Here is a 20,361-nt window from a genome sequence, read left to right as displayed (position 1 = left end):
CGCCAGATCGTCGCTGATGTGGCGCCCAGTTCCGATGCTGCGGTGGACTTCACGGATGGCCCGTCCCGCGAGGAGGGGGCCTTCCGATCCATGGGCAATGCGCTCCCGGTAGTAGAAGTAGACCTGTGCCGTCCCGCGCGCTGTACCAAAGCAAGCGCAGTCCGTTAGGCGCAATACCTCGTGTCGGTGGCATCGTTGAACCAATGGCCCGCAGTCAGAACGCCCTTGACGCCTGAGATGCCGTCCTTCACTGCAAAGCCTGCCGTGCAGAACTGTCCGGCTCCGCCAGATAGCTGCCTCCCACCACCAACGTTTGGCAGCGCCTGCTTTGCCTGCTCAGCCGGAAGGGCAGGTCTTGCATTCGCTGGCGGAGTGCCTAGATCGGTGGGACGGGGCGAGAGCCGGAACTCTACCGGGAATCCAATTGCCTTTTCGATGGCTCTACGCTCCGCATCGAAAGATCGCGTTGACGCTTCAGGAGCGGCAACATCCAGCACGATCGTGCCAGTGGTTTCATCAACCCATGCACCGCTGAGCTCAGGAATGGCCTTACGAAGTTTGGGGCCGGCGGCTTGCAGGCTGGCCTCCAGCGCGGCTGCGGTAAATGCTGCGCCTGTGACAAACGTGACCGGCACAACGCCAGCATCCGTTTGAATGTTCCGGTCCGCGACCTGGCGATTGCCAGTGAGTCGAACAACAATACGCTGGGTGGGCGAACGCGCCCAGAAAAGCCCGGCGAGTCGATCTGCAAACTCGGTCCTCAACTCACTGATCCGAGACGCGGCCAGTTCCTCCCTCGCCAATGCCAGGCGAGCCTCTTCAAGCCCGATCCCTGCTTCGCGTGCATAGGTCTTCACTAGTGCTGAATCGATCGCATTCTCCGATTCAAGATATTCAGATCTGCGCTCCTGACTGGATGCTGCCGCAGTTGCCAATGAAAGTGAAACGCATAGCAGTAGGCACGAACCGAATCTCATTACTCATCCTTGTAGCCTTGGACTTTCCGTTCAATCGACGGCCGGTCAGTCGCCGAAATTCCAATGGCGTGCGCCTTTCAGCGCAGCACGACTCCGCACGTGTCGATGCCATCATGATCATGTAGTTCAAACTGATGAAGGTCGAGTGCCGCCAAGGTGATGGAAGTCACTATTTTGGGGATTCTGATTCGTGCCGTGATCCCGGGTAAGTCGACGTGCAGCCTCGATCCAACTGCCGATACCCAATCGCTTCCGCAAGATGGGCCGTTCCAATCTCCACGCGCCCGTCCAGATCCGCAATCGTCCTGGCGACGCGCAGAATGCGGTGCATCGCCCGCGCTGATAGCTGCAGCCGTTCGATGGCTTGTTCCAGCAGATCCTGGTCAGCTTCGCTGAGCCGCGTGCAGGTGCGCAGCGTGACGGGCGGTAGATGGGCATTCAGCCCGCCGCGTTCCCGCTGCTTGGCGTGTGCTGATTCAACCCGTGCGCGTACCGTGGCGCTGGGTTCGCCCAGTGGCGTGCTCTCGCGCAGCTCCACCGCATCCAGTCGTGACACGCTGATGTGCAGGTCGATGCGATCCAGCAGCGGGCCCGACACGCGCGCGCGGTAGCGGGTGATGCGCTCATCGCTGCACAGACAGCGATTGCTGCGGTCCCCGGCCCAGCCACACGGGCACGGGTTCATCGCGGCCACCAGCTGGAATCGCGCGGGGTACTGCACGCTGCGCGCCGCACGGGCGATGCGGATATGACCCGATTCCAGCGGTTCGCGCAGGGTTTCCAGTGCGCTGCGGTTCCACTCGGGCAGTTCGTCCAGGAACAGCACGCCGTGATGGGCCAGGGAAATCTCGCCGGGGCAGGGGGGATTGCCGCCACCCACCAGTGCGGCGGCGCTGGCGCTGTGGTGCGGGGAACGAAACGGCCGCTGCCGCCAACGCCGGGGGTCCAGGCCTTCGCCACTGACCGAAGCAATGGCAGCCAACTGCAGCGCCTCGGCCTCGTCGGTATTGGGTAACAGGCTGGGCAGGCGCGAGGCCAGCAGGGTCTTGCCGCAGCCGGGGCTGCCGATCAGCAGCAGATGGTGGCCACCGGCCGCCGCCACTTCCAACGCGCGCCGCGCATGCGCCTGCCCACGCACATCGGCCAGATCGGGCAGCGGCAGCGGCGTGGTGTCCACGCGCTGCACCGGTGGCAGCAGGCGCGGGTTGCTCAGGCCCGCACAGCATTCCAGCAGGGTGCGGGCCACGCGCACATCGGCGTGCTCGGCCAGCGCCGCCTCGGCGGCGTTGCCGGGCGGCACCACCAGGATGCGCCCCGCGTCGGCGGCGGCAATCGCGGCAGGCAGCGCGCCGCTGACCGGACGCAGCTCACCGGTCAGGCCAAGCTCGCCAAGGAATTCGTACTGCAGCAGCGATTGCGGATCGACCTGACCGCTGGCGGCCAGGATGCCCAGCGCGATGGCCAGATCGTAGCGGCCGCCTTCCTTGGGCAGATCGGCCGGGGCCAGGTTCAAGGTGATGCGCCGCTGCGGAAAGTCGAACCGCGCGCAGAGCAGGGCCGCACGCACGCGCTCGCGCGACTCGCGCACGCTGGCTTCGGCCAGACCGACAATCTGGGTGACCGGCAAGCCGCCGGATAGATGCACTTCTACCCGCACCAGTGGCGCATCGACCCCGGCGCGGGCGCGGCTGTGGACCAGTGCCAGGCTCATGTGTGGTTTCCTGCGGAGGAGCGCTTGATGGTGGGGGAAGCGCTGGGTGGGAAACCATCGGGGATTGCGGGTGCAGGGGATAGGGGGATTCTGGGTGTCGACGGTACGGGTACCGATCGCTCTGTCTCATTGCACCATGCCAGTGGGGTGGCTAGTCCCCTTTTCCTACAGAGCCTTGAGACAGATCGCATGCCTCGCCCAAACCGAACGGAGGCCTACACACCTGTGCCGATGTGATAGTGAAGTCGGGAGCCGCTGGTCTGACTGCAGCGGAAACTTGCAACTACTACAAGCATCTGCCACGAGGGACTATTCTTTGCCGAATTCTGGAAAGGTGAGTGCCCTGGCATGAAATCCATAGCACTTTGGAGAATGAAGCGCCAAGCGAAGAGCAGTGGTCTGCGCGTCGTTGGCAACTTCTTGATCGCATTTCATACGCCGGATGTCATCTCAGGCTTCGCGCTGGATCCTGCTCCATCCTCCACCTACATATGGACCTTTGTAGTTCCGACCTATGATGATTTGTCCTTCCTGCACATGTCTTTAGGTCAGCGAATCGCAAGCGCGGAAGTGGACAAAGATTTCTTCTGCGGGATGCATAAGGCGCACGCCAATAAGCTTGAGCCGGTGAGGACGGCGGCAGATCTATTGGTCTATGTCGACGGCCTTGACTTCACCAGCGACTACTCGGAGTGGATAAAATACATATCCGCCATCCGGCTTGGCGATTTCGCTGCGGCAGATGCCACGCTGAAGAGACTTTTGAATTCGCCAATCTCCGATCTGGTTCAGCGTAAATTGGATGCAGTTCTTTGTTCTTTGAGGGATGGTGGCGAGTCCGGCGCACAGCATCTCCTGGGAAGTTGGTCTCGTCAGACGGCGCGCTTGATGGGCTTTGGCGACCGTTAGGATCAAATGGCAATGAATGGATTCGTTGCGATTGGTTTGCTGGGGTGTCTCCGAGGCGGCAAATGCTGCGGGCAAGGCGCCGGCTTCCTTTGCCTGAGCCGGGCTGCGCTCCTGGAATGATAGCCGTGGGGCTTTCATGGGAAGGCAAGTCATGTAGACGGCTCCGGGGAAGCACCTTCTCTTGGACAGTCTTTGCGTGGACGGCGGGATCCAGTTGACCGTCAGTAGTCTCATAAACGGAACTTCCCTCGTGCCCGGAAGTATTCTGAAAGCTCTCTGTCTGCCACCCACACAGTCTTTGATGCAGCAAGAAACATCAATGATTCTCGCGCCGCGGCCTGTTCAACAGCCAGAGGATCGCCGCTGGCTTCGGCCACTTTGGTTTCCTTGCCTGCGTCCAGAGCAAACCTCTCGAGCGCATCCTCCAGCGCCCAGATTGCCTGCTCGATTACGGGTATGCCCGTAGACGGCTTTTCGGCTACGTGGTTCAACGCAGACTGCAATTTTTGAATATGCTCCGGGTAGTCCTTGAGCATCTCGCGCAGTCGCTGGGGAACGGGAGGTGGTGTGGCGTGCCGCATGGCAGCTCCCTTGTGTCTTCAGGCGTTTACGTTCAGCGAAACGAACTGCTTGGGCTGAGTATATGCACGAGTGCTGAACTCCAGCCGCGACGCTGGTCACGTCGTGTGACAAGCTCACTCCGGCAGTGACGCCTACGGAGTCGGCCCCGCTACCGCGTGGGTAGGTTGTGGGTGAGGCCTGTCCCCTACGGGCTTGGTGCCGAGCTGCTTCCGGAATATTGGCTGATTGCGACAGCATGGCGGGCGATGCGATTGTTCCCATCACTGCCGCCAAGCCTCTGCGCCGCTGGTTCGCAAGATGCTCAAGATGGCGCGCTTTGTGTTGGCCGAGACGGCTGGCCGGCATGATGCGATTGGTCTCCGGCATTGACGGGCACGCGCCTAACCAGCCTCCAAATGCCTCCCAACCAGACAACGCTCACTCTCAGCCATCGCCTCACCCGGCTCCATCCGCTTCTCGATCCATGACGGCCCCGCCCGCTCCGTCAGCAACCAGCTGTCGTTCTGATAGATCGTCATCCAACGCACGAAACTGGCGCGTAGGTTCTCGATATCCGGCGCGCGCATCTGCGCATCACCCGGCATTCGGATCACCACGCGCGCGGCCGTGTTCTCCACGTCCAACACCTGCACGCCTCTGCACAGGATCTCGAATGACACCGGGCCAGCGCCGCCATCACGCGCACGCAACTCAAACCCCTGTCGCCTCTTCACCTTAACGAAGGCGAGCGCATTGCTGTGCAATTGGCGGTAATCCACCGGCTGCAGCTTCTGGTACGACCACACCTGTTCGCTGGCCGGCGCGGGCCAGGCGACCCACACGGTGCCGAACAGCGCGATGCAGGCGGCAACAGCGGTAAACGCGTTCCTCTTCATGCGCTTACTCCTGTGGCCGCAGGCGTTCGTGGATGAATGCCGTCAGCGCGACATCTGCCATTACCAGGCCCTCCATCACGCGGTCGCCCACGTACTGATCGGGCTCGCCGTTCTGCCGTGTGCGCTCGGCGGCCAGCAGCAGTTCTTGCACGATGCGCTGGCCGGTCAGGGCGCAGTCGGCGTCGGCCAGGGCGATCTGCCGGCTGCGCAACGGGTGGCGTTCGGGCCAGGGCTGGCCGTCGGCGGCAGCACCGGCGCCGATGCTGTGCAGCACGGCAATCAGGCTGTTGGGATCACGCGCTGGGGTGGGCGAGGGCGCTTCCTGGATAGGGCGCGGTGGCGGGGAGTGTGGCGTGGTCATGGCTGGCTCCGTGCATGCAGGCAGAAGCCGCCACCGATAAAGGTGGCGGACGATGCGTGGCTCGAAAACCGGTTGCTGTTGAGGCCGGCGGGTACAAGACCCCCACGCACCGCCCGCCATAGCCGGCAGACGGATTGCCAGCCGGCACCACGCGCGGTGGTGCCGGCTGACAAGCGTAAACAACAACAGCAAACCGGGTTTTCGACGCCCGACCACCCGTTTTCGGTGGCCCTACCAGAGTTGCCAGATGTTGTTGGAGATGCCAAGGGGATGGGGTCAAAGACGCCAAGGCCCTGGTCGCTTTCGGCATTGTGGCACAGCGTGGAATGGCGGCGAGAGCCTTGCAGGGCAGCGCTTCTGCAAGGATTGGACGTTATGTGCCGGGTTTTCCACTATGGGGTCGCTGGCTGTGGCAAATGCGACATCGACCGCGCTGCTGCCGGCGGTAACCATGGCCCAAAGTAACGGCGGCATTGCACCGCCGCCTCGTTTACTCCGCGCTGCCGCGCCCTTCCAGTTCGCGCACCGTGGCTTCCAGCGCATCCAGCTTCTCGCGGGTCTTCAACAGCACCGCACGCTGCACTTCAAACTCCTCGCGGGTCACCAGGTCCAGCTTGGCCAGGCCGGCCTGCAGCGCGCTCTTGAAGGTGGCCTGCAGTTCCTCGCGCGATTCGCGCAGGCCCGGCGGCACCAGGTCGCTCAGGCGGCGGGCAAGGTCATCCAGCTGGTTCAGGTCGATCATGGGGGTACTCCGGGGTGCGGGCGGGCCGTGCAGGCCACAAGGATACTGCCGGGCCGGTCGCCCGCACAGGCGTGGGCGGTTTCGCACCGGGCGCGTTCAGGCGCTATCCTCCACGCCGGAATACAGGAGATTGGCGATGAAGATGGTCATGGCGGTAATCAAGCCGTTCAAGCTCGACGACGTGCGCGAAGCGCTGGCCGAGCGCGGGGTGACCGGCATTACGGTAACCGAGGTGAAGGGCTTTGGTCGGCAGAAGGGCCATACCGAGCTGTACCGCGGCGCCGAATACGTGGTGGATTTCCTGCCGAAGGTGAAGCTGGAAGTGGCCGTGACCGACGACCAGGTGGAGGCCGTGGTGGAATCCATCGTGAAGGCCGCAGGCACCGGCAAGATCGGCGACGGCAAGGTGTTTGTGTACGACCTGGGCAGCGTGGTGCGTATTCGTACGGGTGAACTGGACGCTGACGCGCTGTAAGTGGGCTGTGGCCTGTGGGCGGCGGAATGTCGAAACGCGACGGGGTAGAGTCGACTGTCAGTCGACTGCTCTTCCCGTCCGTGACCGAAATGCCCGCGCTGCGCGCGATAGTCGACTAACAGTCGACTCTACGGGGCGGTGCGCATCACGCGGTCGATCCAGTCGGCATAGCGCGAAATGCGCACGTTGTGCACCACCTGCCCGTAGTAGCCGGCTTCAAGCGCATGCTCGGGCACTGCGGTGATCCACGAACCCAGGCCGATCAGCTGCCAGCCCTGAGCGTCGCGGATCATCAAGGGGCCGCCGCTGTCACCGCTGCCAAGCACGCCTTCCAGCGGCAGGCCGTCGCCGGGGCCGTCGAATCGATACCAGAGATAACGATCATTGCCGCCGGTCACCGCGTTTTCCGCGCGGCGCAGTACGCCGCGGTGCGATCCACCCGGCGCCAGCCCGGTCATGCCGGTGCCCGTGGCGCCCTTGCCGACCAGGGTAGCGATCTTTCCCGCTTCGGCCTGACCACGATAGAGGCGAACCGGCGCAACGTCGCTGACCGGTGCGGCCAGCTGGATCAGGGCGATGTCATCGGAGGCGGCGAGGAAGGCGTGGATGGGGCCTGGGTTGCCTGACGCCAGCGCCGCCTGGCCAAGCGCGTCGGGCATGCGCCGGTACCCGGGATGCACGAACACGCGCTCGACACGGTACGGGTGACCGTTGATCTGCACTTCGGCGTCCATGCCTTCCATGGGCGCGGCGTGTGCGGCGGTCACTACCCAGCGCGGCGCGATCAGGACGCCGTGGCCCTCGCCGGGCAGGTCGGCCAGGGCCGGGAATTCGGAGGCCGGTACGCGGTAGGCGCTGTCATCCACATCGCTGCGGATGACGATGGCGCCGGCGGTGAAGGGCAGGGTAGCCAGGGCGAGTAGGAGCCAGCGGCGCATGGTTCGGTGCAGTCCTGTGCGTGGAAGGCGATGACCCTAGCCGGGATTGGCTGGCGCGAACACCCGTGTGCGACGAACTGCCCTCCCGGTGCGATCAACCCGGCGGAATGAGGGGTGACGACTGCCACTCCGGCAGACGGAGTGCGCGGCGGGTGCGCGTCACGATGGCGGCGATCTCTGCCTCGAAGCCGCCACCAGGTTGCAACAGCGGCACGAGTTCGGCACCGCATTGCTTCAGCGCATCGACCCAGGGCGCTTGATCGGTTTCTGCGGCGGCCAGTGCGAAGTGCCTGCGACCCTCGTCGTAAGCGCCCGCCAGCCCGGCGGTGATGCCGGCATGCATGTGTTCGCGGATGCGTGGATTGGGGTGACGGCGCATCAGTGCACGCACATGCCCCGGGGTGGGGAAGCGGTCACGCAGGGCCAGTACCTCGGCGGCGGCCTGCTCGGCCAGTGCCTGTGCGACCGCGGTAAATTCGGCGGTATCGGTGAAGGGCTGGAACGGGGCGACGCGGTAGCCGGCATCGAAGGACAGGAAATCCTTCTCTTCCCAGAGCCAGCACGCGCCGACATTGAGATAGCTGCCCCTGCTCCATGCCGAGGGCTGGAACTCGATCACCCCGACCCACCAGCCGTGGTCGTCAAGCCAGGTGCGCGAACGGCCTTTCTGCATGCAGCCCAATGGGCGCAGGATGGATCGGGCGGCTGCAGTCAGCAGGCGGGTGTGTTCCGGTGTCGGCATACCCAGCGTCCTTGCGAGTGGCGTGCCGAGGAGTATCGCAGACGCGACGCGACGGGATGCCGGAATGCGACGGGGTAGAGTCGACTGTTAGTCGACTACCGCGCGCAGCGCGGGCATTTCGGTCACGGACGGGAAGAGCAGTCGACTAACAGTCGACTCTACCCCGTCAGGCGTTCCATCCCGTCAGGCGTTCCATCCCGTCAGGCGTTCCATCCCGTCAGGCGTTCCATCCCGTCAGGCGTTCCAACCCGTCAGGCGTTCCATCCCGTCAGGCGTTCCAACCCGTCAGGCGTTCCAACCCGTCAGGCATTCCATCCCGTCAAACATTCAACGCCGCCAGGCCATGCACCCACGCGGCCGCGAAACAGCGCTTAACGCTGCTTTGCCCACTTGTAGAACCGCTTCCAGCTCTGGCGCACGGCGGACACCCAGCCCGGGTCGGCCACCAGGGCAGCCTGCGCGGCGCTCGGGGCCTGGCCGGTCACGCGCTGGCGCATCTTCAGCAGGTTCTTCATGTCGCTGCGGCTCAGCTGGCGGCTGAGCGGGTTGCGGCGCAGCCAGCGCGGTACGCGCCAGGCCGAGGTGAAGTCCAGCAGCACCGGTACGCCGGCGCTCACCACCACATTGGTGCCGTGCAGGTCGTTGTGGGTGATGCCGGCGGCGTGCAGGCGGCTGAGGGCGTGCTGCAGCTGTTCGAACACGTCGTTGCCCACCGCCTGGGCCGTGCTCAGGGTCTGGCCGGGAATGAATTCCATGCCCAGCGCCAAGCCGCCCAAGGTGCCCAGCAGGGCCGGGGCGTGCTTCCAGCCGCCCAGGCGCTGCAGCATGCGTGCTTCGCGGCGCACCATCAGGCGCGCGATCAGCGAAACCGGCGTGCCGCGGTAGCGGGAATAGTCCTTCACCACGGCCGGGCGGCCGTCCATGCAGGTGCGGTAGACGTCCGGGGCCAGGAAACGATCGCCGCGCTTAAGCAGCAGCGGGGCCACGGCGTCATCGCCGCAGGACGGGGAGGGGGAGGCAGAGAGAGTCATGTGCGGGGTCTCGGACGACCCGGTGGGCGGCGCTGAGCGTCAAGCGAACCGGTACGACTGGGGGGATTAGCTAAACTTTCGTTAAGTACAATTTTAGTACCGCCGAGTTCGCTATTCCACGGTTTGTCGTAGAAATGTCGGGGTCGTGGCTGGAACAGTTCGTCGCGCAGGCTCGGACAATTCCGTCTCAGTTATCCAATATGTCTTTACCTATCAATACGTTGTAGGAACGGCAGCAGTGCATCGCGTAGCTGGTCCAGCCCCGGCTGTTCCACCGGGAAGTGGCCGCTGCCGTCCAGCAGCACGCGCTGCTTGGGCGCGGCCAGGCGCTGGTAGAAGCGGTCGCTGACGGCCACCGGGGTCCAGTCGTCGCAGGCCGGGTGCAGCATCAGTACGGGGCAGCGCTGGAACTGTTCGGGTTCCAGTGCCGGGGCGGTGCCGAACAGCGAGGCCAGCAGGCCGACCGGCACCCGGTTGCCGCCGCCCAACGGATCGGCGCCAGACCAGGGCCGTCAGGGCGGGATCGCGCGACATGCGCTGCATGTGGGTGAACCAGCGCACCGGCACCCGCAGCCCACGGGTCAGCTGGCTGAGCGGCCGCAGGGTCGGCAGCAGGGCGCGCTTCCAGGCCGCGTAGTCCACCTGTGCCCAGTGCGCCGGGCTCAAGCCGTAGCCGGGCAGATCCGGCGCCAACACTTCATGGCCGGCGTCGGCCAGTGCGGCGGCCAGCGGCGCGAACATGCGGCCATAGCCGCCGGCGCCATGTACCAGCACCACCGTCAGCGGCGCCTGGCGCGGGCCGTGACGGTCCAGGCGCAGCGTGCCACCGGCCCAGCGGAAGGCTTCACTGCGCGCTGTGGCAGTCGGCTGGCCGGGAAAGAAATCCGCGTAGCGGGCACTCAGGGCGGGGTAATCGGCGGTCGCACGGGCAGGCATGCGGGAAGTGTAGGCCAGCCGTTCAGCCACGTGATGCTGAACCGGACGCACGGGCAACTTGACCACGGCCCACCGGCTGCCGACCATAAGCTGTTAATCCGCGACATCGGCGGCCGCTCCCACCCGGCACGTCACCGTCCCCTGCCGCGTCCCCAACCTGGTGCAGGCCGCGCGGCCGCATCGTTCGTTTCCCTGTCCGGCACCCGCTGGAGGAAAGTGTTTTGATCATCAAGATTGTCCTGGCAGCGCTGTTCGTGGCCTGCGTGCTGTACATCCATTTCCGCGGCAAGGTCCGCGCGCGCTGGTCGCGCCAGTTGCTGGACCATTCCAGCTTCATGGCCCCGATCAACGTGATCATGTACCTGTTCTCGAAGGTGCCGACCACGCCGTTCCTGGACCCGGGCAAGGAGCTGCCACAGCTGGAACCGCTGCGCCAGAACTGGCAGGTGATCCGCGATGAGGCGCTGGCGCTGCGCGATGCGCAGAAGATCGCCGCCTCCAGCAGCTACAACGATGCTGGCTTCAATTCGTTCTTCCGCCGCGGCTGGAAGCGCTTCTACCTGAAGTGGTACGGCCCGTCGCACCCGTCGGCCAAGGCCATGTGCCCGAAGACCGTGGCGCTGATCGAATCGATTCCCGATGTGCGTGCGGCGATGTTCGCGCAGCTGCCGCCGGGCAGCGAACTGCGCCCGCACCGCGACCCGTTCGCCGGTTCGCTGCGCCTGCACCTGGGCCTGAGCACGCCCAACGACGATGGCTGCTACATCGTGGTGGACGGGGTGAAGAAGAGCTGGCGCGATGGCGAGTGGATGATGTTCGACGAGACCTATATCCACCATGCGCACAACGAGACCGACCAGGACCGCGTGATTCTGTTCTGCGATATCGCCCGCCCGCTGCGCTTCGGCCTGCCGGGCCTGTTCAACCGCGCGGTGGCGGCCACGTTGCTGGCCGGCGGTGCATCGCCGAACCTGCCCGGTGACCCGACCGGTGGCGTGAACAAGGCCTTCGGTGGCCTGTACAAGGTGCGCCTGAAGGCCAAGGCCCTGCGCGAACGCAGCGTGGTGGCCTACCAGGTGATCAAGTGGGGCCTGGTGGTAGCGGTGATTGCCGGTATCTGGGCGATCTGACCGAACGGCCGCCGGAAACCATACGCGCCGGATCGTAGAGTCGAGCTTGCTCGACTGCTCTACGGCTGGGTGCAAAAGCAGTCGAGCAAGCTCGACTCTACAGAAACAAGAAGCCCGCGCTGTCGCCAGCGCGGGTTTTTGTTTGGATCAACCCTTCAGTGCCGCCTGCACGAACGGCGGGGTCACCAGCACGCCGGTGTGCAGCGCGGCGGTGTAGTACAGGGTGTTGAAGGTCTTGGCGGCCGAATCGGCCTGGCGGAAGTCGAAACCGCTCTCGCCCTTGCGGGCCATGGTCACGCTCCACCAGCCGGTGGGGTAGCACGGCTGCGGGAACGGCAGGGTCTTGAACGAGCCGAAGCCGGCCTTGCCCATTTCCGTGCGCATTTCGTTGATCAGCTCCAGCTGCATCAGCGGCGACTCGGACTGCTGCACCAGGATGCCGTCGTCCTTCAGGGCCTTGAAGCAGCTTTCGTAGAAGGCTTTGTTGAACAGACCTTCGCCCGGGCCCACCGGGTCGGTGGAATCGACGATCACCACGTCCACGCTGCCGGCCGGGCAGTTGGCCATGTAGGCCACGCCGTCGTCGAACAGCAGTTCGGCACGGGCGTCATCGTTGGAATCGCACAGTTCCGGGAAGTGCTTGCGCGCCATCACGGTGACCTGCTCGTCGATATCGCACTGGGTCACGCTCTCCACGCCGCTGTGCTTAAGCACTTCGCGCAGGGTGCCGCAGTCGCCGCCACCGATGATGACCACGCGCTTGGGCGCGGCGTGGGTGAACAGCACCGGGTGGCTGATCATCTCGTGGTAGAAGAAATTGTCCTTGCTGGTCAGCATGATGGCCCCGTCGATGGTCATCAGGTTGCCCCAGTCGGTGGTCTGGAAGATTTCGATCTTCTGGAACGGCGACTGCACTTCGTCCAGCTTGCCGGTGATGCGGTAGCCGATGGCCGAGCCAGTGCGTTCGAAGTGTTCGATGTACCAGTTGCTGCTGTCAGTCATGGAGATACGGTCCTGTTCGGAGGGGATGGAGCCGGGCTGACGGCGGGGTGCCTCGCTTCCGGACGGATCGGCCCGTTCAGGTTCAGACCTGCCACGGGCGCGGGCGCGCATGATAACGAACCTGTGGGCATATAGGCGTTATCATGCCCCCCCTTTTATTGCCAACAAGGCCGACTGCAATGACCGATTGGTCCCTCGACCAAGCCCGCAAGACCTACTCGATCCCGCATTGGGCGGATGGTTACTTCGATGTGGATCAGGCCGGGCACATGGTGGTGAGACCGACCGGGGCGGACGGCCCGGTGGTATCGCTGCCCAAGGTGGTGGACGCCGCGCGTGAAGGCGGCGCCAAGCTGCCGCTGCTGGTGCGCTTCCCGGACATCCTGGGCCAGCGCCTGGGCAAGCTGCAGGCGGCCTTCGCCCAGGCCCAGCAGGACTGGGACTACACCGGCGGCTACACCGCCGTGTACCCGATCAAGGTGAACCAGCACCGCGGCGTGGCCGGCACCCTGGCCAGCCACCACGGTGAAGGCTTCGGCCTGGAAGCGGGCAGCAAGCCCGAACTGATGGCCGTGCTGGCGCTGTCGCGCCCGGGTGGCCTGATCGTCTGCAACGGCTACAAGGACCGCGAGTACATCCGCCTGGCCCTGATCGGCCGCAAGCTGGGCCTGCAGACCTTCATCGTGATCGAGAAGCCGTCCGAGCTGAAGCTGGTGCTGGAGGAATCCAAGGCACTGGACGTGAAGCCGGGCCTGGGCGTGCGCATGCGCCTGGCCTCGCTGGGCGCCGGCAAGTGGCAGAACAGCGGTGGCGACAAGGCCAAGTTCGGCCTGTCCCCGCGCCAGCTGCTGGACCTGTGGAAGTCGCTGCGCGATACCGAATACGCCGACTGCCTGAGCCTGCTGCATTTCCATATGGGCTCGCAGATTTCCAACGTGCGCGACATCGCCAACGGCATGCGCGAGGCCACCCGCTACTTCGTCGAGCTGTCGCAGCTGGGCGCGAAGATCACCCACGTGGACGTGGGTGGCGGTCTGGGCGTGGATTACGAAGGCACCCGTTCGCGCAGCTTCTGCTCGATCAACTACGGCCTGCATTCCTACGCCAGCAACATCGTGCAGCCGCTGGCCAATGCCTGCGAAGAACACGGCCTGACCCCGCCGCGCATCGTGACCGAATGCGGCCGCGCGATGACCGCGCACCACGCGGTGCTGATCGCCAACGTTTCTGAAGTGGAGCAGGCGCAGGAAGGCCGCGTGCCCGACGCACACGACGACGAGCCGGCCTCGATCCGCCACCTGCGCGAGATCCACGAGGAACTGGACGTGCGCCCGGCGGTGGAACTGTTCCAGGAAGCGCAGCATTTCCATGCCGAAGGCCTGGCCAGCTACGCGCTGGGCCAGATCGACCTGCCGCAGCGTGCGCGCATCGACGATCTGTTCTACGCCATCGCCCACGGCGTGCGCGCGCGCCTGAGCTACGACGAAAAGAGCCACCGCCCGGCGCTGGATGAACTGAACGAGCGCCTGGTGGACAAGTACTTCGTCAACTTCAGCGTGTTCGAATCGATTCCCGATGCCTGGGCGATCGACCAGGTGTTCCCGATCGTGCCGATTGAGCGCCTGAACGAGACCCCGGACCGCCGCGGCATCATCGCTGACATGACCTGCGATTCGGACGGCATGGTGAAGACCTATGTCGAGAACGAAAGCCTGGACACCTCGCTGCCGCTGCACGCGATCAAGCACGGTGAAAGCTACCGCATCGGTTTCTTCATGGTGGGTGCCTACCAGGAAATCCTGGGCGACATCCACAACCTGTTCGGCGATACCGACGCGGTGGAAGTGGTGGCCGATGCCGATGGCTACGCGATCACCCAGCAGCGCCGCGGTGATACCACCGACGTGATGCTGGACTACGTGGGCTACAAGCTGGACGACCTGCGTGCGGCCTACGCCCAGCGCGTGGCGGCGGCCGATCTGTCGCCGGAGCGTGCGCAGGAACTGTCCGAAGCGCTGGAAGCGGGCCTGACCGGCTACACCTACCTGTCCGACGAACCGCTGGTCTGATGTTCACGGGAACGCCGGGCCTGGCCCGGCGCTACCGGTCTTGGTGAGCCTCGCCCGATGAGCGCCCGTGCGATCTTCCATCTGTTCCTGCATGCCGCCGTGCCAGCCCTGCTGGCATGGCTGTTCTGGCGCAAGCGCTTCGCCTCAGCGTGGCTGCTGATGCTGCTGGGCTGGATCATTGATCTGGACCATCTGCTGGCCGACCCGATCTACGCGCCGAACCGCTGCAGCATCGGTTTCCACCCGCTGCACACCGCACCGGCGATTGCGGTGTATGCCGGCCTGTGCGTGCCGAAGAAAACCCGGCTCGTGGGTATCGGGCTGGTGATCCACATCGTGCTGGACGCCATCGACTGCTGGTGGATGCACCACCGCTGACGGCCAACGCGGTTCCATGCGTTGGCAGGGCCGTTGCGCTGCTTTGGTAGATGCCGACCTTGGTCGGCATGGTGTGTCGACCAAGGTCGACACCTACCGGTCGTGGCGGGGCGAGCGCAGCGACGTGTCACCCCACCGGCAACCACAACGTGGCCCGCAGCCCCGGCTGTGCGTTCTGCAACGCCAATCGCCCGCCATAACTGGCGGCAATATCGCCCACGATGGCCAGCCCCAGGCCGCTGCTGCCGGCGCGCTCATCCAGGCGCACGCCGCGCTCGGTCACCCGCGCCAGCGCCGCGGCGGCCAAGCCGGGGCCGTCGTCGCGTACGTCGATGCGCAGCTGCCCGTCTTCGGCCACCGCGGTAACGCGCACCTGCTGCGTGGCCCACTTGCCCGCGTTGTCCAGCAGGTTGCCCAGCATTTCCTCCAGGTCTTCGCCCGCACCTGCGAAGCGCAGTGCCGGTGCCATCACCTCGGCAACGAAGGTCACGCCACGTTCGCCGTGTACGCGCGCCATCAGGCCGCACAGCGCCTGTGCCACCGGTTCCACCTCGGTGCGTTGGCGGTGGTCGGCACTGATGCCCGCAGCCAGATAGCGGTCCACGCTGGCCTGCATGCGTGCGCCCTGTTCGCGCAGGGTACGGCGCCAGTCGTGGCCGTCGCCGTCCGCTTCCGCTGCCAGCACGCTCAGCGGCGTCTTCAGTGCGTGCGCCAGATCCTGCGCGCTGGTGCGTGCGCGCGCCACCATGCGCTGCTGGTGGTCCAGCAGGGTGTTCAGTTCTTCGCCCAGCGGCGCGATCTCCGCACCCAGGCCGGTGCTATCGATCTGCTGCGCCTCGCCGCGGCGCACGCGTTCCAGTTGCGCGCCCAGCCGCTGCAGCGGGCGCAGGCCGAAATGCACCTGGCTGGCCAGCACCGCCAGCCACGCAGCCACCAGGATGGCCAGTGCGATGGCGGTGCGCTGGCGGAAGGTCGCCACGTCGGCGTCCAGCGCACTGCGATCGGTGGCCACCACGGCCAGGTACGGGCCACTGGCGCGCGGCAGGCGCACCTGCTGCACGCGTGCGCGCAGCGACTGCTGCAACGGCCCGGGCAGGTCGCGTGTTGCCGGGCCGTTGCCGGTAACCGGCAGCGTTTCGTCCCACAGCGAGCGCGACTGCAGCAGCACCGTGCCGGCTTCATCGGCCACCTGCCAGTAGGCGCCGGAAAACACCCGCTGGAAGCGCGCATCGTTGGGTTCCTGGCGCAGGTGCAGTTGGCCATCGGCGCCGATTTCTGCCTGCGCCAGCAGGGTCAGCATGTCCTGCTGCAGTTCCTGGTCCAGCCGATCGCGCGCGCTGCGCTGGTACAGCTCGCCCAGCAGCGCGCTGGCCAGCACCGACACCAGCAGCAGGCCCACGCCGCCGGCCAGCAGCAGGCGGCGCCGCAGCGAGGGCTGCCCGCTCACGGCGGGGCCAGCCGCCAGCCCTGGCCGCGCACGGTCTGGATCAGATCCACCCCCAGCTTGCGCCGCACCCGGCCCAGCAGCACGTCCAGCGCGTTGGAATCGGGGTCCAGCCCGCCATCGAACACGTGTTCGCCCAGGCGGTCGCGGCCGATCACCTGGCCGCTGTGGTGGATGAAGCAGCTCAGCAGGCGGAATTCCTGCGGGCTCAGCGCCAGCGCCTCACCGTCCAGCTCGAAGCGCCCGGCATTCACGTCCAGCTGCAGCGGGCCGCATTGCAGGCGCGGGCTGGCGTGGCCGTGACTGCGGCGGATCAGCGCCCGCAGGCGCAGGATCAGTTCGTCGGCCTGGAAGGGTTTGGTCAGGTAGTCGTCGGCACCGGCGTCAAAACCGGCCAGTTTGTCGTGCCAGCGCCCGCGCGCGGTCAGCACCAGCACCGGGAACGTGCGGCCGTTGCTGCGCCAGCGTTCGATCACGCTCAGACCGTCCAGGCCGGGCAGGCCCAGATCGACGATGGCGGCCTGGATGTCGTCCACCTGCCCGATCTCTTCGGCCTGGCGGCCATCGGCCACCACCTGCACCACGTAGCCGGCCTGTTCCAGCAGCGGCTGCAGGCGCAGTGCCAGGGCCTCATCGTCCTCGGCCAGCAGGATGCGCATCAGTCGTCCAGCTCCGTCTTCAGCAGCTTGCCGGTGCGCGCATCATAGTCCAGCTCTACCACCACGCCGTCGGCGCGCAGGATCTCGACCTCGTACACGCCATCGTCCAGTTCCACTTCCAGCAGTTGCCCGGCATGGCGCTTCAGTGCGTCGCGCACCACGCTCTCCAGCGGCACATAGCGGCCCTGCTGCACCGCGCGGCGCGCCACCTGCTGTTCCGGGTCCTGGCTGGGCCCGGCGGCAACGGGGGCGCTGGCCAGGGCCAACAGCAGGGACAGGGCAGGGAAAACGTTCAAGGCCAAATGCGACATGCGGAGGGAGATGGCGCGAGTGTGCCAGCGTTGGCTAACCATCGACTAACAGGCGCGGCTAAGGGCCTGTTAGGCAGCGTGGGCAAGCTGGTGTTGCCGGGATGGTCCGGCCCCAACAGGAGAACCCCCATGCTGAAGTCCCTCGCCCTGGCCACCGTGGCCGCACTCGCCCTGGCCCCCGCCGCCCAGGCGGCCCCGCTGGGCATCGCCCAGGTGGAACAGACCCTGCGCAAGGCCGGCTACACCCAGATTCACGAGATCGAGCGCGATGATGGCCTGTGGGAGGCCGACGTCAGCCGCGCCGATGGCCGTTTCAGCGAGGTCTACGTGGACCCCAAGACCGGTGAAATCTTCGATGAGCACAACGGCCGCGCGCTGCTGGGCACCGAACAGGTGCTGGCCAAGGCGCAGGCGCAGGGTCTGCGCGAAATCCATTCGCTGGAACGTGATGGCGCGACCTGGTCGCTGGAAGCGCGCAATGCCCGCAACCAGAAGGTGGAAGTGCGCTTGAGCGGTTACGACGGCCGCATCCTGCACAGCGAGCGCGACGGCTGGCTGGATTGACCGAACGCTGGTAGCTGCCGACCTTGGTCGGCAGAGCGTGTCGACCAAGGTCGACACCTACCGGGTCATTGGCTTACCAGCCGTACGGCGGCGGGTAATCCCAATACCCCGGGCCACCACCGTAGTAACCGCCGCCATAGGGCCCGAAGTACCCCGGGCCCTTGCCTTCGCTCACATGGATGTTGACGTTGACCCCGCGGGTCTTGCCTTCATCGGTGGTGTAGTTCTTGCTCAGGTTCAGGGTGGCCGCGTTGTAGTGGCTGTTGCCGGTGTTCTTCGAATAGCCGATGCCGGTGGTGAAGCTGCCGGAGACCTTCAGCTTGTCGTCCTGCACGTCGGCGATCTTTGCATCGTCATGCACGCGCGGGCCGCTCTTGTCACCGTAGTAGGTGCCGGGCGGGTCCTGCGGCAGGGACGGGTCGTTCAGGTAGCGCATCGGCGCCTGCGGCACCGACAGGTCCAGGCCCGAGGCCTGCGGCGCGGTGGCACCGGCGGCGGACTGGGCAAGCGCGGCGCCCGGTAGGGCGGCCAGGCACAGCAGCAGGGACAGGGGGCGGATCATCACGACGCTCCAACGCAAGGGGCCGCGCAACACGCGGCGGTACAGGCCGACGCTAGCAGGCGTTGCTTGAATGATGCCTGTAGCCGGCCCGTAGAGTCGAGCTTGCTCGACTGCCGCTCTGCCGCCCTTGTAGAGTCGAGCCATGCTCGACTGCTGTTGGCAGAAGCAGTCGAGCAAGCTCGACTCTACGAAAGGCGGGCGTCACGCCCGCCGTTCAAACCCGAACAGGCCCTGCAGCGGGTGCCGCCGCCGCTCCAGCCCGGAGCGCAGCATCCCGGCGCCGATCATCGAATACGTAATGCCGTTACCACCGTAGGCCATGGCGAAGTGCACCCGTGGCCCCCACTGCGCGTGCGGGCCGAAGAACGGCAGGCCGTCGGCGGTCTCGGCGAACGTGCCCGCCCACGAGAACGCCGGGGTCGGCTGCAACTGCGGGAACCAGTGCAGCAACTGCTTCATCAGCTGCCTGGCCTTGCCCTGCACGCGACGGTCGCGGCGCGCAGGCACGTCGATGGCATCGTCCAGCCCGCCCACCAGCAGGCGCCCTTCGCCGGTGGCACGCAGGTACAGGTACGGCCGCGCGCTTTCCCACACCATGGTCTGCTGCAGGGGACCCAGCACCTGCGCATCGATGGGGTCGGTGATGAAGGCGTAGCTGCTGCGGTTGCGGGCCACACGTGGCTTCAGCCAATGCTGGGTGGCGTAGCCCATGGCCAGCACCACATGGCGCGCCTTGATGACCGCGCCGGCGGCGGTGCGTGCGATCACGCCGCGTGGGCCGGGCTGCAGGGCCTCCAGCACGGTGCGGTCGTACACACCGCAGCCGCGCCGCTGCAGGCGCTGCAGCAGCCCATAGGTCAGCGCGTAGGGGTCCACGCGCGCGGCCTGCCGGGTCAGCAGGGCGCCGCCGGCATCCACGCCGAAGTGTTCGCGCAGGCGCTGTGGGGTCTGCCAGCGGGCATCCAGGCCGGCGCGGCGGCGTGCGTCGCCCTCGGCCATCAGGCGCGGTACGTCGCGGCTGCGGCTGGCCAGGTACAGGCTGTCCATGCGCTGGAAATCCACGCCACGCAGGCCGCGGGCGGCGTCGCGCAGGGCAGGCAGCGCTTCGGCACAGGCCCGGTAGGCCAGGGTGGCCGCGTCCGGACCGTACTGCTCGGCCAGTTCCAGCAGATGGGTATCGATCTCGTACTGCAGCAGCGCGGTGCTGGCCGAGGTGCTGCCCCAGCCGATGTCGCGCTGCTCGATCACGGCCACATCGTGGCCATGCCCGCACAGTTCATCGGCGATCAGCGCACCGGTTACGCCGCCGCCCACCACCAGCACATCGCATTGCAGGTCCTGCTGCAGCGGCGGGAACGCATGCAGCAGGCCGTTGCGCACCGCCCACCACGGGTAGCCACTTTTCAGGTCCATGGAGGCCGGGGCTCAGGCAGTGGGGTGGCCGGTGTGCGGGGTGTGGATCAGTTCGGACAGATCGAAGCCCTGCTGCTGCGCGGTGGCCAGATAATGGTCGCGCACGGTGGCATCGAGCTGCGGCTGCCGGGACAGCAGCCACAGGTAGTTGCGGTCAGGGCTGCCGACCAGGGCCACGCTGTAGTCCGGGGCGACCTGGATGACCCAGTAGTCGCCCTTGGCGAACGGCAGCCAGCGCAGGCCCTTGGGCAGGAAGCTGACTTCCAGGCGCGCGCTGTCGTTGTCCACGGCGCTGGCTTCACCGGTGGCTTCCTCCACTTCGCCGTCCATGCGGCAGCGGTTGGTCACGCCCACGTTGCCGTTGTCCAGCAGCCGGTAGTGCGCCGAGACATCGGTGCAGCCCTCTGGTTCGTGGCGCATGGGCAGGCGGGCGATCTCGTACCAGGTGCCCAGGTAGCGGGGCAGCTTGAGGTCGGTGACGGTCTTCAGCGGCGGCAGGTCGGTCATGGTTGTGCGCGGTTGCGGGCGGTTCCCCACCTTGCCCACGCGG

Annotated in this window: 23 protein-coding genes and 1 pseudogene; 6 read left to right on the top strand and 18 right to left on the bottom strand. The window is 66.1% G+C overall.

All coding sequences use genetic code 11. The features are described from left to right. Nucleotides 1–164: 164 nt before the first annotated feature. A complete protein-coding gene (locus C1932_RS19885) occupies nt 165–977 on the bottom strand; it encodes a hypothetical protein (RefSeq protein WP_159094564.1) in 813 nt (270 codons plus the stop codon). A gap of 169 nt (nt 978–1,146) precedes the next feature. Beyond that, nucleotides 1,147–2,688 (bottom strand): YifB family Mg chelatase-like AAA ATPase, encoded by a 1,542-nt coding sequence (locus C1932_RS18335; RefSeq protein ID WP_108763118.1) that lies wholly within the window; start codon nt 2,686–2,688, stop codon nt 1,147–1,149. A 372-nt stretch (nt 2,689–3,060) separates the two neighbouring features. Here C1932_RS18335 and C1932_RS18330 point away from each other — a divergent pair, with 372 nt between their 5' ends. After that, nucleotides 3,061–3,597, top strand: a complete 537-nt coding sequence (locus tag C1932_RS18330) for a hypothetical protein (RefSeq protein ID WP_108763117.1) — start codon at nt 3,061–3,063, stop codon at nt 3,595–3,597. A 230-nt stretch (nt 3,598–3,827) separates the two neighbouring features. On the opposite strand, the gene C1932_RS18325 is transcribed toward C1932_RS18330, so the two are convergent. From C1932_RS18325 to C1932_RS18310, 4 genes are all read right to left on the bottom strand, one after another. Then, nucleotides 3,828–4,133 (bottom strand): hypothetical protein, encoded by a 306-nt coding sequence (locus C1932_RS18325; RefSeq protein WP_108763116.1) that lies wholly within the window; start codon nt 4,131–4,133, stop codon nt 3,828–3,830. 426 nt (nt 4,134–4,559) lie between these two features. Then, nucleotides 4,560–5,054 (bottom strand): cold-shock protein, encoded by a 495-nt coding sequence (locus C1932_RS18320; protein WP_108763115.1) that lies wholly within the window; start codon nt 5,052–5,054, stop codon nt 4,560–4,562. Between the two features lie 4 nt (nt 5,055–5,058). Next, nucleotides 5,059–5,415, bottom strand: coding sequence for a hypothetical protein (locus C1932_RS18315; protein ID WP_108763114.1), 357 nt, complete (start codon nt 5,413–5,415; stop codon nt 5,059–5,061). A gap of 490 nt (nt 5,416–5,905) precedes the next feature. Continuing rightward, nucleotides 5,906–6,157 (bottom strand): accessory factor UbiK family protein, encoded by a 252-nt coding sequence (locus tag C1932_RS18310; protein WP_108754433.1) that lies wholly within the window; start codon nt 6,155–6,157, stop codon nt 5,906–5,908. Between the two features lie 136 nt (nt 6,158–6,293). Between C1932_RS18310 and C1932_RS18305 the strand changes: the two genes are divergently transcribed. Next, nucleotides 6,294–6,632 carry a P-II family nitrogen regulator gene (locus tag C1932_RS18305; protein WP_108751139.1) on the top strand — a complete coding sequence of 113 codons (339 nt, stop codon included), beginning with the start codon at nt 6,294–6,296 and terminating at the stop codon, nt 6,630–6,632. Nucleotides 6,633–6,760: 128 nt separating this feature from the next. Here C1932_RS18305 and C1932_RS18300 read toward each other — a convergent pair whose 3' ends face one another. From C1932_RS18300 to C1932_RS20135, 5 genes and pseudogenes are all read right to left on the bottom strand, one after another. After that, a complete protein-coding gene (locus C1932_RS18300; RefSeq protein ID WP_108763113.1) occupies nt 6,761–7,570 on the bottom strand; it encodes a trypsin-like serine protease in 810 nt (269 codons plus the stop codon). Nucleotides 7,571–7,664: 94 nt separating this feature from the next. Next, nucleotides 7,665–8,243 carry a hypothetical protein gene (locus C1932_RS18295; protein WP_234412204.1) on the bottom strand — a complete coding sequence of 193 codons (579 nt, stop codon included), beginning with the start codon at nt 8,241–8,243 and terminating at the stop codon, nt 7,665–7,667. A 440-nt stretch (nt 8,244–8,683) separates the two neighbouring features. After that, nucleotides 8,684–9,343: an RIO1 family regulatory kinase/ATPase gene (locus C1932_RS18290; RefSeq protein ID WP_108757406.1), complete on the bottom strand. Its 660-nt coding sequence runs from the start codon at nt 9,341–9,343 to the stop codon at nt 8,684–8,686. Nucleotides 9,344–9,549: 206 nt separating this feature from the next. Continuing rightward, nucleotides 9,550–9,831, bottom strand: coding sequence for an alpha/beta hydrolase (locus tag C1932_RS20090; protein ID WP_234412407.1), 282 nt, complete (start codon nt 9,829–9,831; stop codon nt 9,550–9,552). A gap of 136 nt (nt 9,832–9,967) precedes the next feature. Continuing rightward, nucleotides 9,968–10,279, bottom strand: a pseudogene (locus tag C1932_RS20135) (alpha/beta fold hydrolase); the annotation flags it as partial. Between the two features lie 224 nt (nt 10,280–10,503). On the opposite strand from C1932_RS20135, the gene C1932_RS18280 reads away from it, so the two are divergent. Continuing rightward, entirely contained in the window at nt 10,504–11,409 is a 906-nt protein-coding gene (locus tag C1932_RS18280) for an aspartyl/asparaginyl beta-hydroxylase domain-containing protein (protein WP_199911456.1), read from the top strand. 147 nt (nt 11,410–11,556) lie between these two features. On the opposite strand, the gene speE is transcribed toward C1932_RS18280, so the two are convergent. Further along, nucleotides 11,557–12,411, bottom strand: a complete 855-nt coding sequence (gene speE, locus C1932_RS18275; protein WP_108751135.1) for a polyamine aminopropyltransferase — start codon at nt 12,409–12,411, stop codon at nt 11,557–11,559. 179 nt (nt 12,412–12,590) lie between these two features. Between speE and speA the strand changes: the two genes are divergently transcribed. Both speA and C1932_RS18265 read left to right on the top strand, forming a co-directional pair. Then, on the top strand, nt 12,591–14,480 hold the full coding sequence (gene speA, locus C1932_RS18270) for an arginine decarboxylase (RefSeq protein WP_108763112.1): 1,890 nt from the start codon (nt 12,591–12,593) through the stop codon (nt 14,478–14,480). 57 nt (nt 14,481–14,537) lie between these two features. Next, on the top strand, nt 14,538–14,858 hold the full coding sequence (locus tag C1932_RS18265) for a DUF6122 family protein (RefSeq protein ID WP_065174355.1): 321 nt from the start codon (nt 14,538–14,540) through the stop codon (nt 14,856–14,858). 127 nt (nt 14,859–14,985) lie between these two features. On the opposite strand, the gene C1932_RS18260 is transcribed toward C1932_RS18265, so the two are convergent. From C1932_RS18260 to C1932_RS18250, 3 genes are read right to left on the bottom strand one after another with little or no spacing between them, the layout of a single operon-like run. Continuing rightward, the gene (locus C1932_RS18260; protein ID WP_108763111.1) at nt 14,986–16,305 is read right to left on the bottom strand and encodes a sensor histidine kinase; all 1,320 of its coding nucleotides are present in this window, start codon (nt 16,303–16,305) and stop codon (nt 14,986–14,988) included. Next, entirely contained in the window at nt 16,302–16,961 is a 660-nt protein-coding gene (locus tag C1932_RS18255) for a response regulator transcription factor (RefSeq protein ID WP_108763110.1), read from the bottom strand. The genes C1932_RS18260 and C1932_RS18255 overlap by 4 nt, the downstream gene beginning before the upstream one ends. Next, nucleotides 16,961–17,257: a PepSY domain-containing protein gene (locus C1932_RS18250; protein WP_234412201.1), complete on the bottom strand. Its 297-nt coding sequence runs from the start codon at nt 17,255–17,257 to the stop codon at nt 16,961–16,963. The genes C1932_RS18255 and C1932_RS18250 overlap by 1 nt, the downstream gene beginning before the upstream one ends. Before the next feature lie 144 nt (nt 17,258–17,401). On the opposite strand from C1932_RS18250, the gene C1932_RS18245 reads away from it, so the two are divergent. Further along, a complete protein-coding gene (locus C1932_RS18245; protein WP_108763108.1) occupies nt 17,402–17,836 on the top strand; it encodes a PepSY domain-containing protein in 435 nt (144 codons plus the stop codon). A gap of 73 nt (nt 17,837–17,909) precedes the next feature. Here C1932_RS18245 and C1932_RS18240 read toward each other — a convergent pair whose 3' ends face one another. From C1932_RS18240 to C1932_RS18230, 3 genes are all read right to left on the bottom strand, one after another. Then, nucleotides 17,910–18,398: a hypothetical protein gene (locus C1932_RS18240; protein ID WP_108763107.1), complete on the bottom strand. Its 489-nt coding sequence runs from the start codon at nt 18,396–18,398 to the stop codon at nt 17,910–17,912. A gap of 201 nt (nt 18,399–18,599) precedes the next feature. Then, complete coding sequence (locus tag C1932_RS18235) at nt 18,600–19,811, bottom strand: FAD-dependent oxidoreductase (RefSeq protein WP_108763106.1); 1,212 nt, start codon at nt 19,809–19,811, stop codon at nt 18,600–18,602. A gap of 12 nt (nt 19,812–19,823) precedes the next feature. After that, nucleotides 19,824–20,318, bottom strand: coding sequence for a lipocalin family protein (locus C1932_RS18230; RefSeq protein ID WP_108757809.1), 495 nt, complete (start codon nt 20,316–20,318; stop codon nt 19,824–19,826). Nucleotides 20,319–20,361: the final 43 nt, after the last annotated feature.

Source organism: Stenotrophomonas sp. YAU14D1_LEIMI4_1 (assembly GCF_003086815.1).
Taxonomy (GTDB): Bacteria; Pseudomonadota; Gammaproteobacteria; order Xanthomonadales; family Xanthomonadaceae; genus Stenotrophomonas.
Note: the sequence above shows the minus strand (reverse complement) of the source record. Positions and strands in the feature narration are given on the sequence as shown.

Bases quoted from the DNA above. Each gene is read 5' to 3' on its own strand.
- C1932_RS19885 (WP_159094564.1), bottom strand. From the start codon at position 977: ATGAGATTCGGTTCGTGCCTACTGCTATGCGTTTCACTTTCATTGGCA.
- C1932_RS18335 (WP_108763118.1), bottom strand. From the start codon at position 2,688: ATGAGCCTGGCACTGGTCCACAGCCGCGCCCGCGCCGGGGTCGATGCG.
- C1932_RS18330 (WP_108763117.1), top strand. From the start codon at position 3,061: ATGAAGCGCCAAGCGAAGAGCAGTGGTCTGCGCGTCGTTGGCAACTTC.
- C1932_RS18325 (WP_108763116.1), bottom strand. From the start codon at position 4,133: ATGCTCAAGGACTACCCGGAGCATATTCAAAAATTGCAGTCTGCGTTG.
- C1932_RS18320 (WP_108763115.1), bottom strand. From the start codon at position 5,054: ATGAAGAGGAACGCGTTTACCGCTGTTGCCGCCTGCATCGCGCTGTTC.
- C1932_RS18315 (WP_108763114.1), bottom strand. From the start codon at position 5,415: ATGACCACGCCACACTCCCCGCCACCGCGCCCTATCCAGGAAGCGCCC.
- C1932_RS18310 (WP_108754433.1), bottom strand. From the start codon at position 6,157: ATGATCGACCTGAACCAGCTGGATGACCTTGCCCGCCGCCTGAGCGAC.
- C1932_RS18305 (WP_108751139.1), top strand. From the start codon at position 6,294: ATGAAGATGGTCATGGCGGTAATCAAGCCGTTCAAGCTCGACGACGTG.
- C1932_RS18300 (WP_108763113.1), bottom strand. From the start codon at position 7,570: ATGCGCCGCTGGCTCCTACTCGCCCTGGCTACCCTGCCCTTCACCGCC.
- C1932_RS18295 (WP_234412204.1), bottom strand. From the start codon at position 8,243: ATGCAGAAAGGCCGTTCGCGCACCTGGCTTGACGACCACGGCTGGTGG.
- C1932_RS18290 (WP_108757406.1), bottom strand. From the start codon at position 9,343: ATGACTCTCTCTGCCTCCCCCTCCCCGTCCTGCGGCGATGACGCCGTG.
- speE (WP_108751135.1), bottom strand. From the start codon at position 12,411: ATGACTGACAGCAGCAACTGGTACATCGAACACTTCGAACGCACTGGC.
- speA (WP_108763112.1), top strand. From the start codon at position 12,591: ATGACCGATTGGTCCCTCGACCAAGCCCGCAAGACCTACTCGATCCCG.
- C1932_RS18265 (WP_065174355.1), top strand. From the start codon at position 14,538: ATGAGCGCCCGTGCGATCTTCCATCTGTTCCTGCATGCCGCCGTGCCA.
- C1932_RS18255 (WP_108763110.1), bottom strand. From the start codon at position 16,961: ATGCGCATCCTGCTGGCCGAGGACGATGAGGCCCTGGCACTGCGCCTG.
- C1932_RS18245 (WP_108763108.1), top strand. From the start codon at position 17,402: ATGCTGAAGTCCCTCGCCCTGGCCACCGTGGCCGCACTCGCCCTGGCC.
- C1932_RS18240 (WP_108763107.1), bottom strand. From the start codon at position 18,398: ATGATCCGCCCCCTGTCCCTGCTGCTGTGCCTGGCCGCCCTACCGGGC.
- C1932_RS18235 (WP_108763106.1), bottom strand. From the start codon at position 19,811: ATGGACCTGAAAAGTGGCTACCCGTGGTGGGCGGTGCGCAACGGCCTG.
- C1932_RS18230 (WP_108757809.1), bottom strand. From the start codon at position 20,318: ATGACCGACCTGCCGCCGCTGAAGACCGTCACCGACCTCAAGCTGCCC.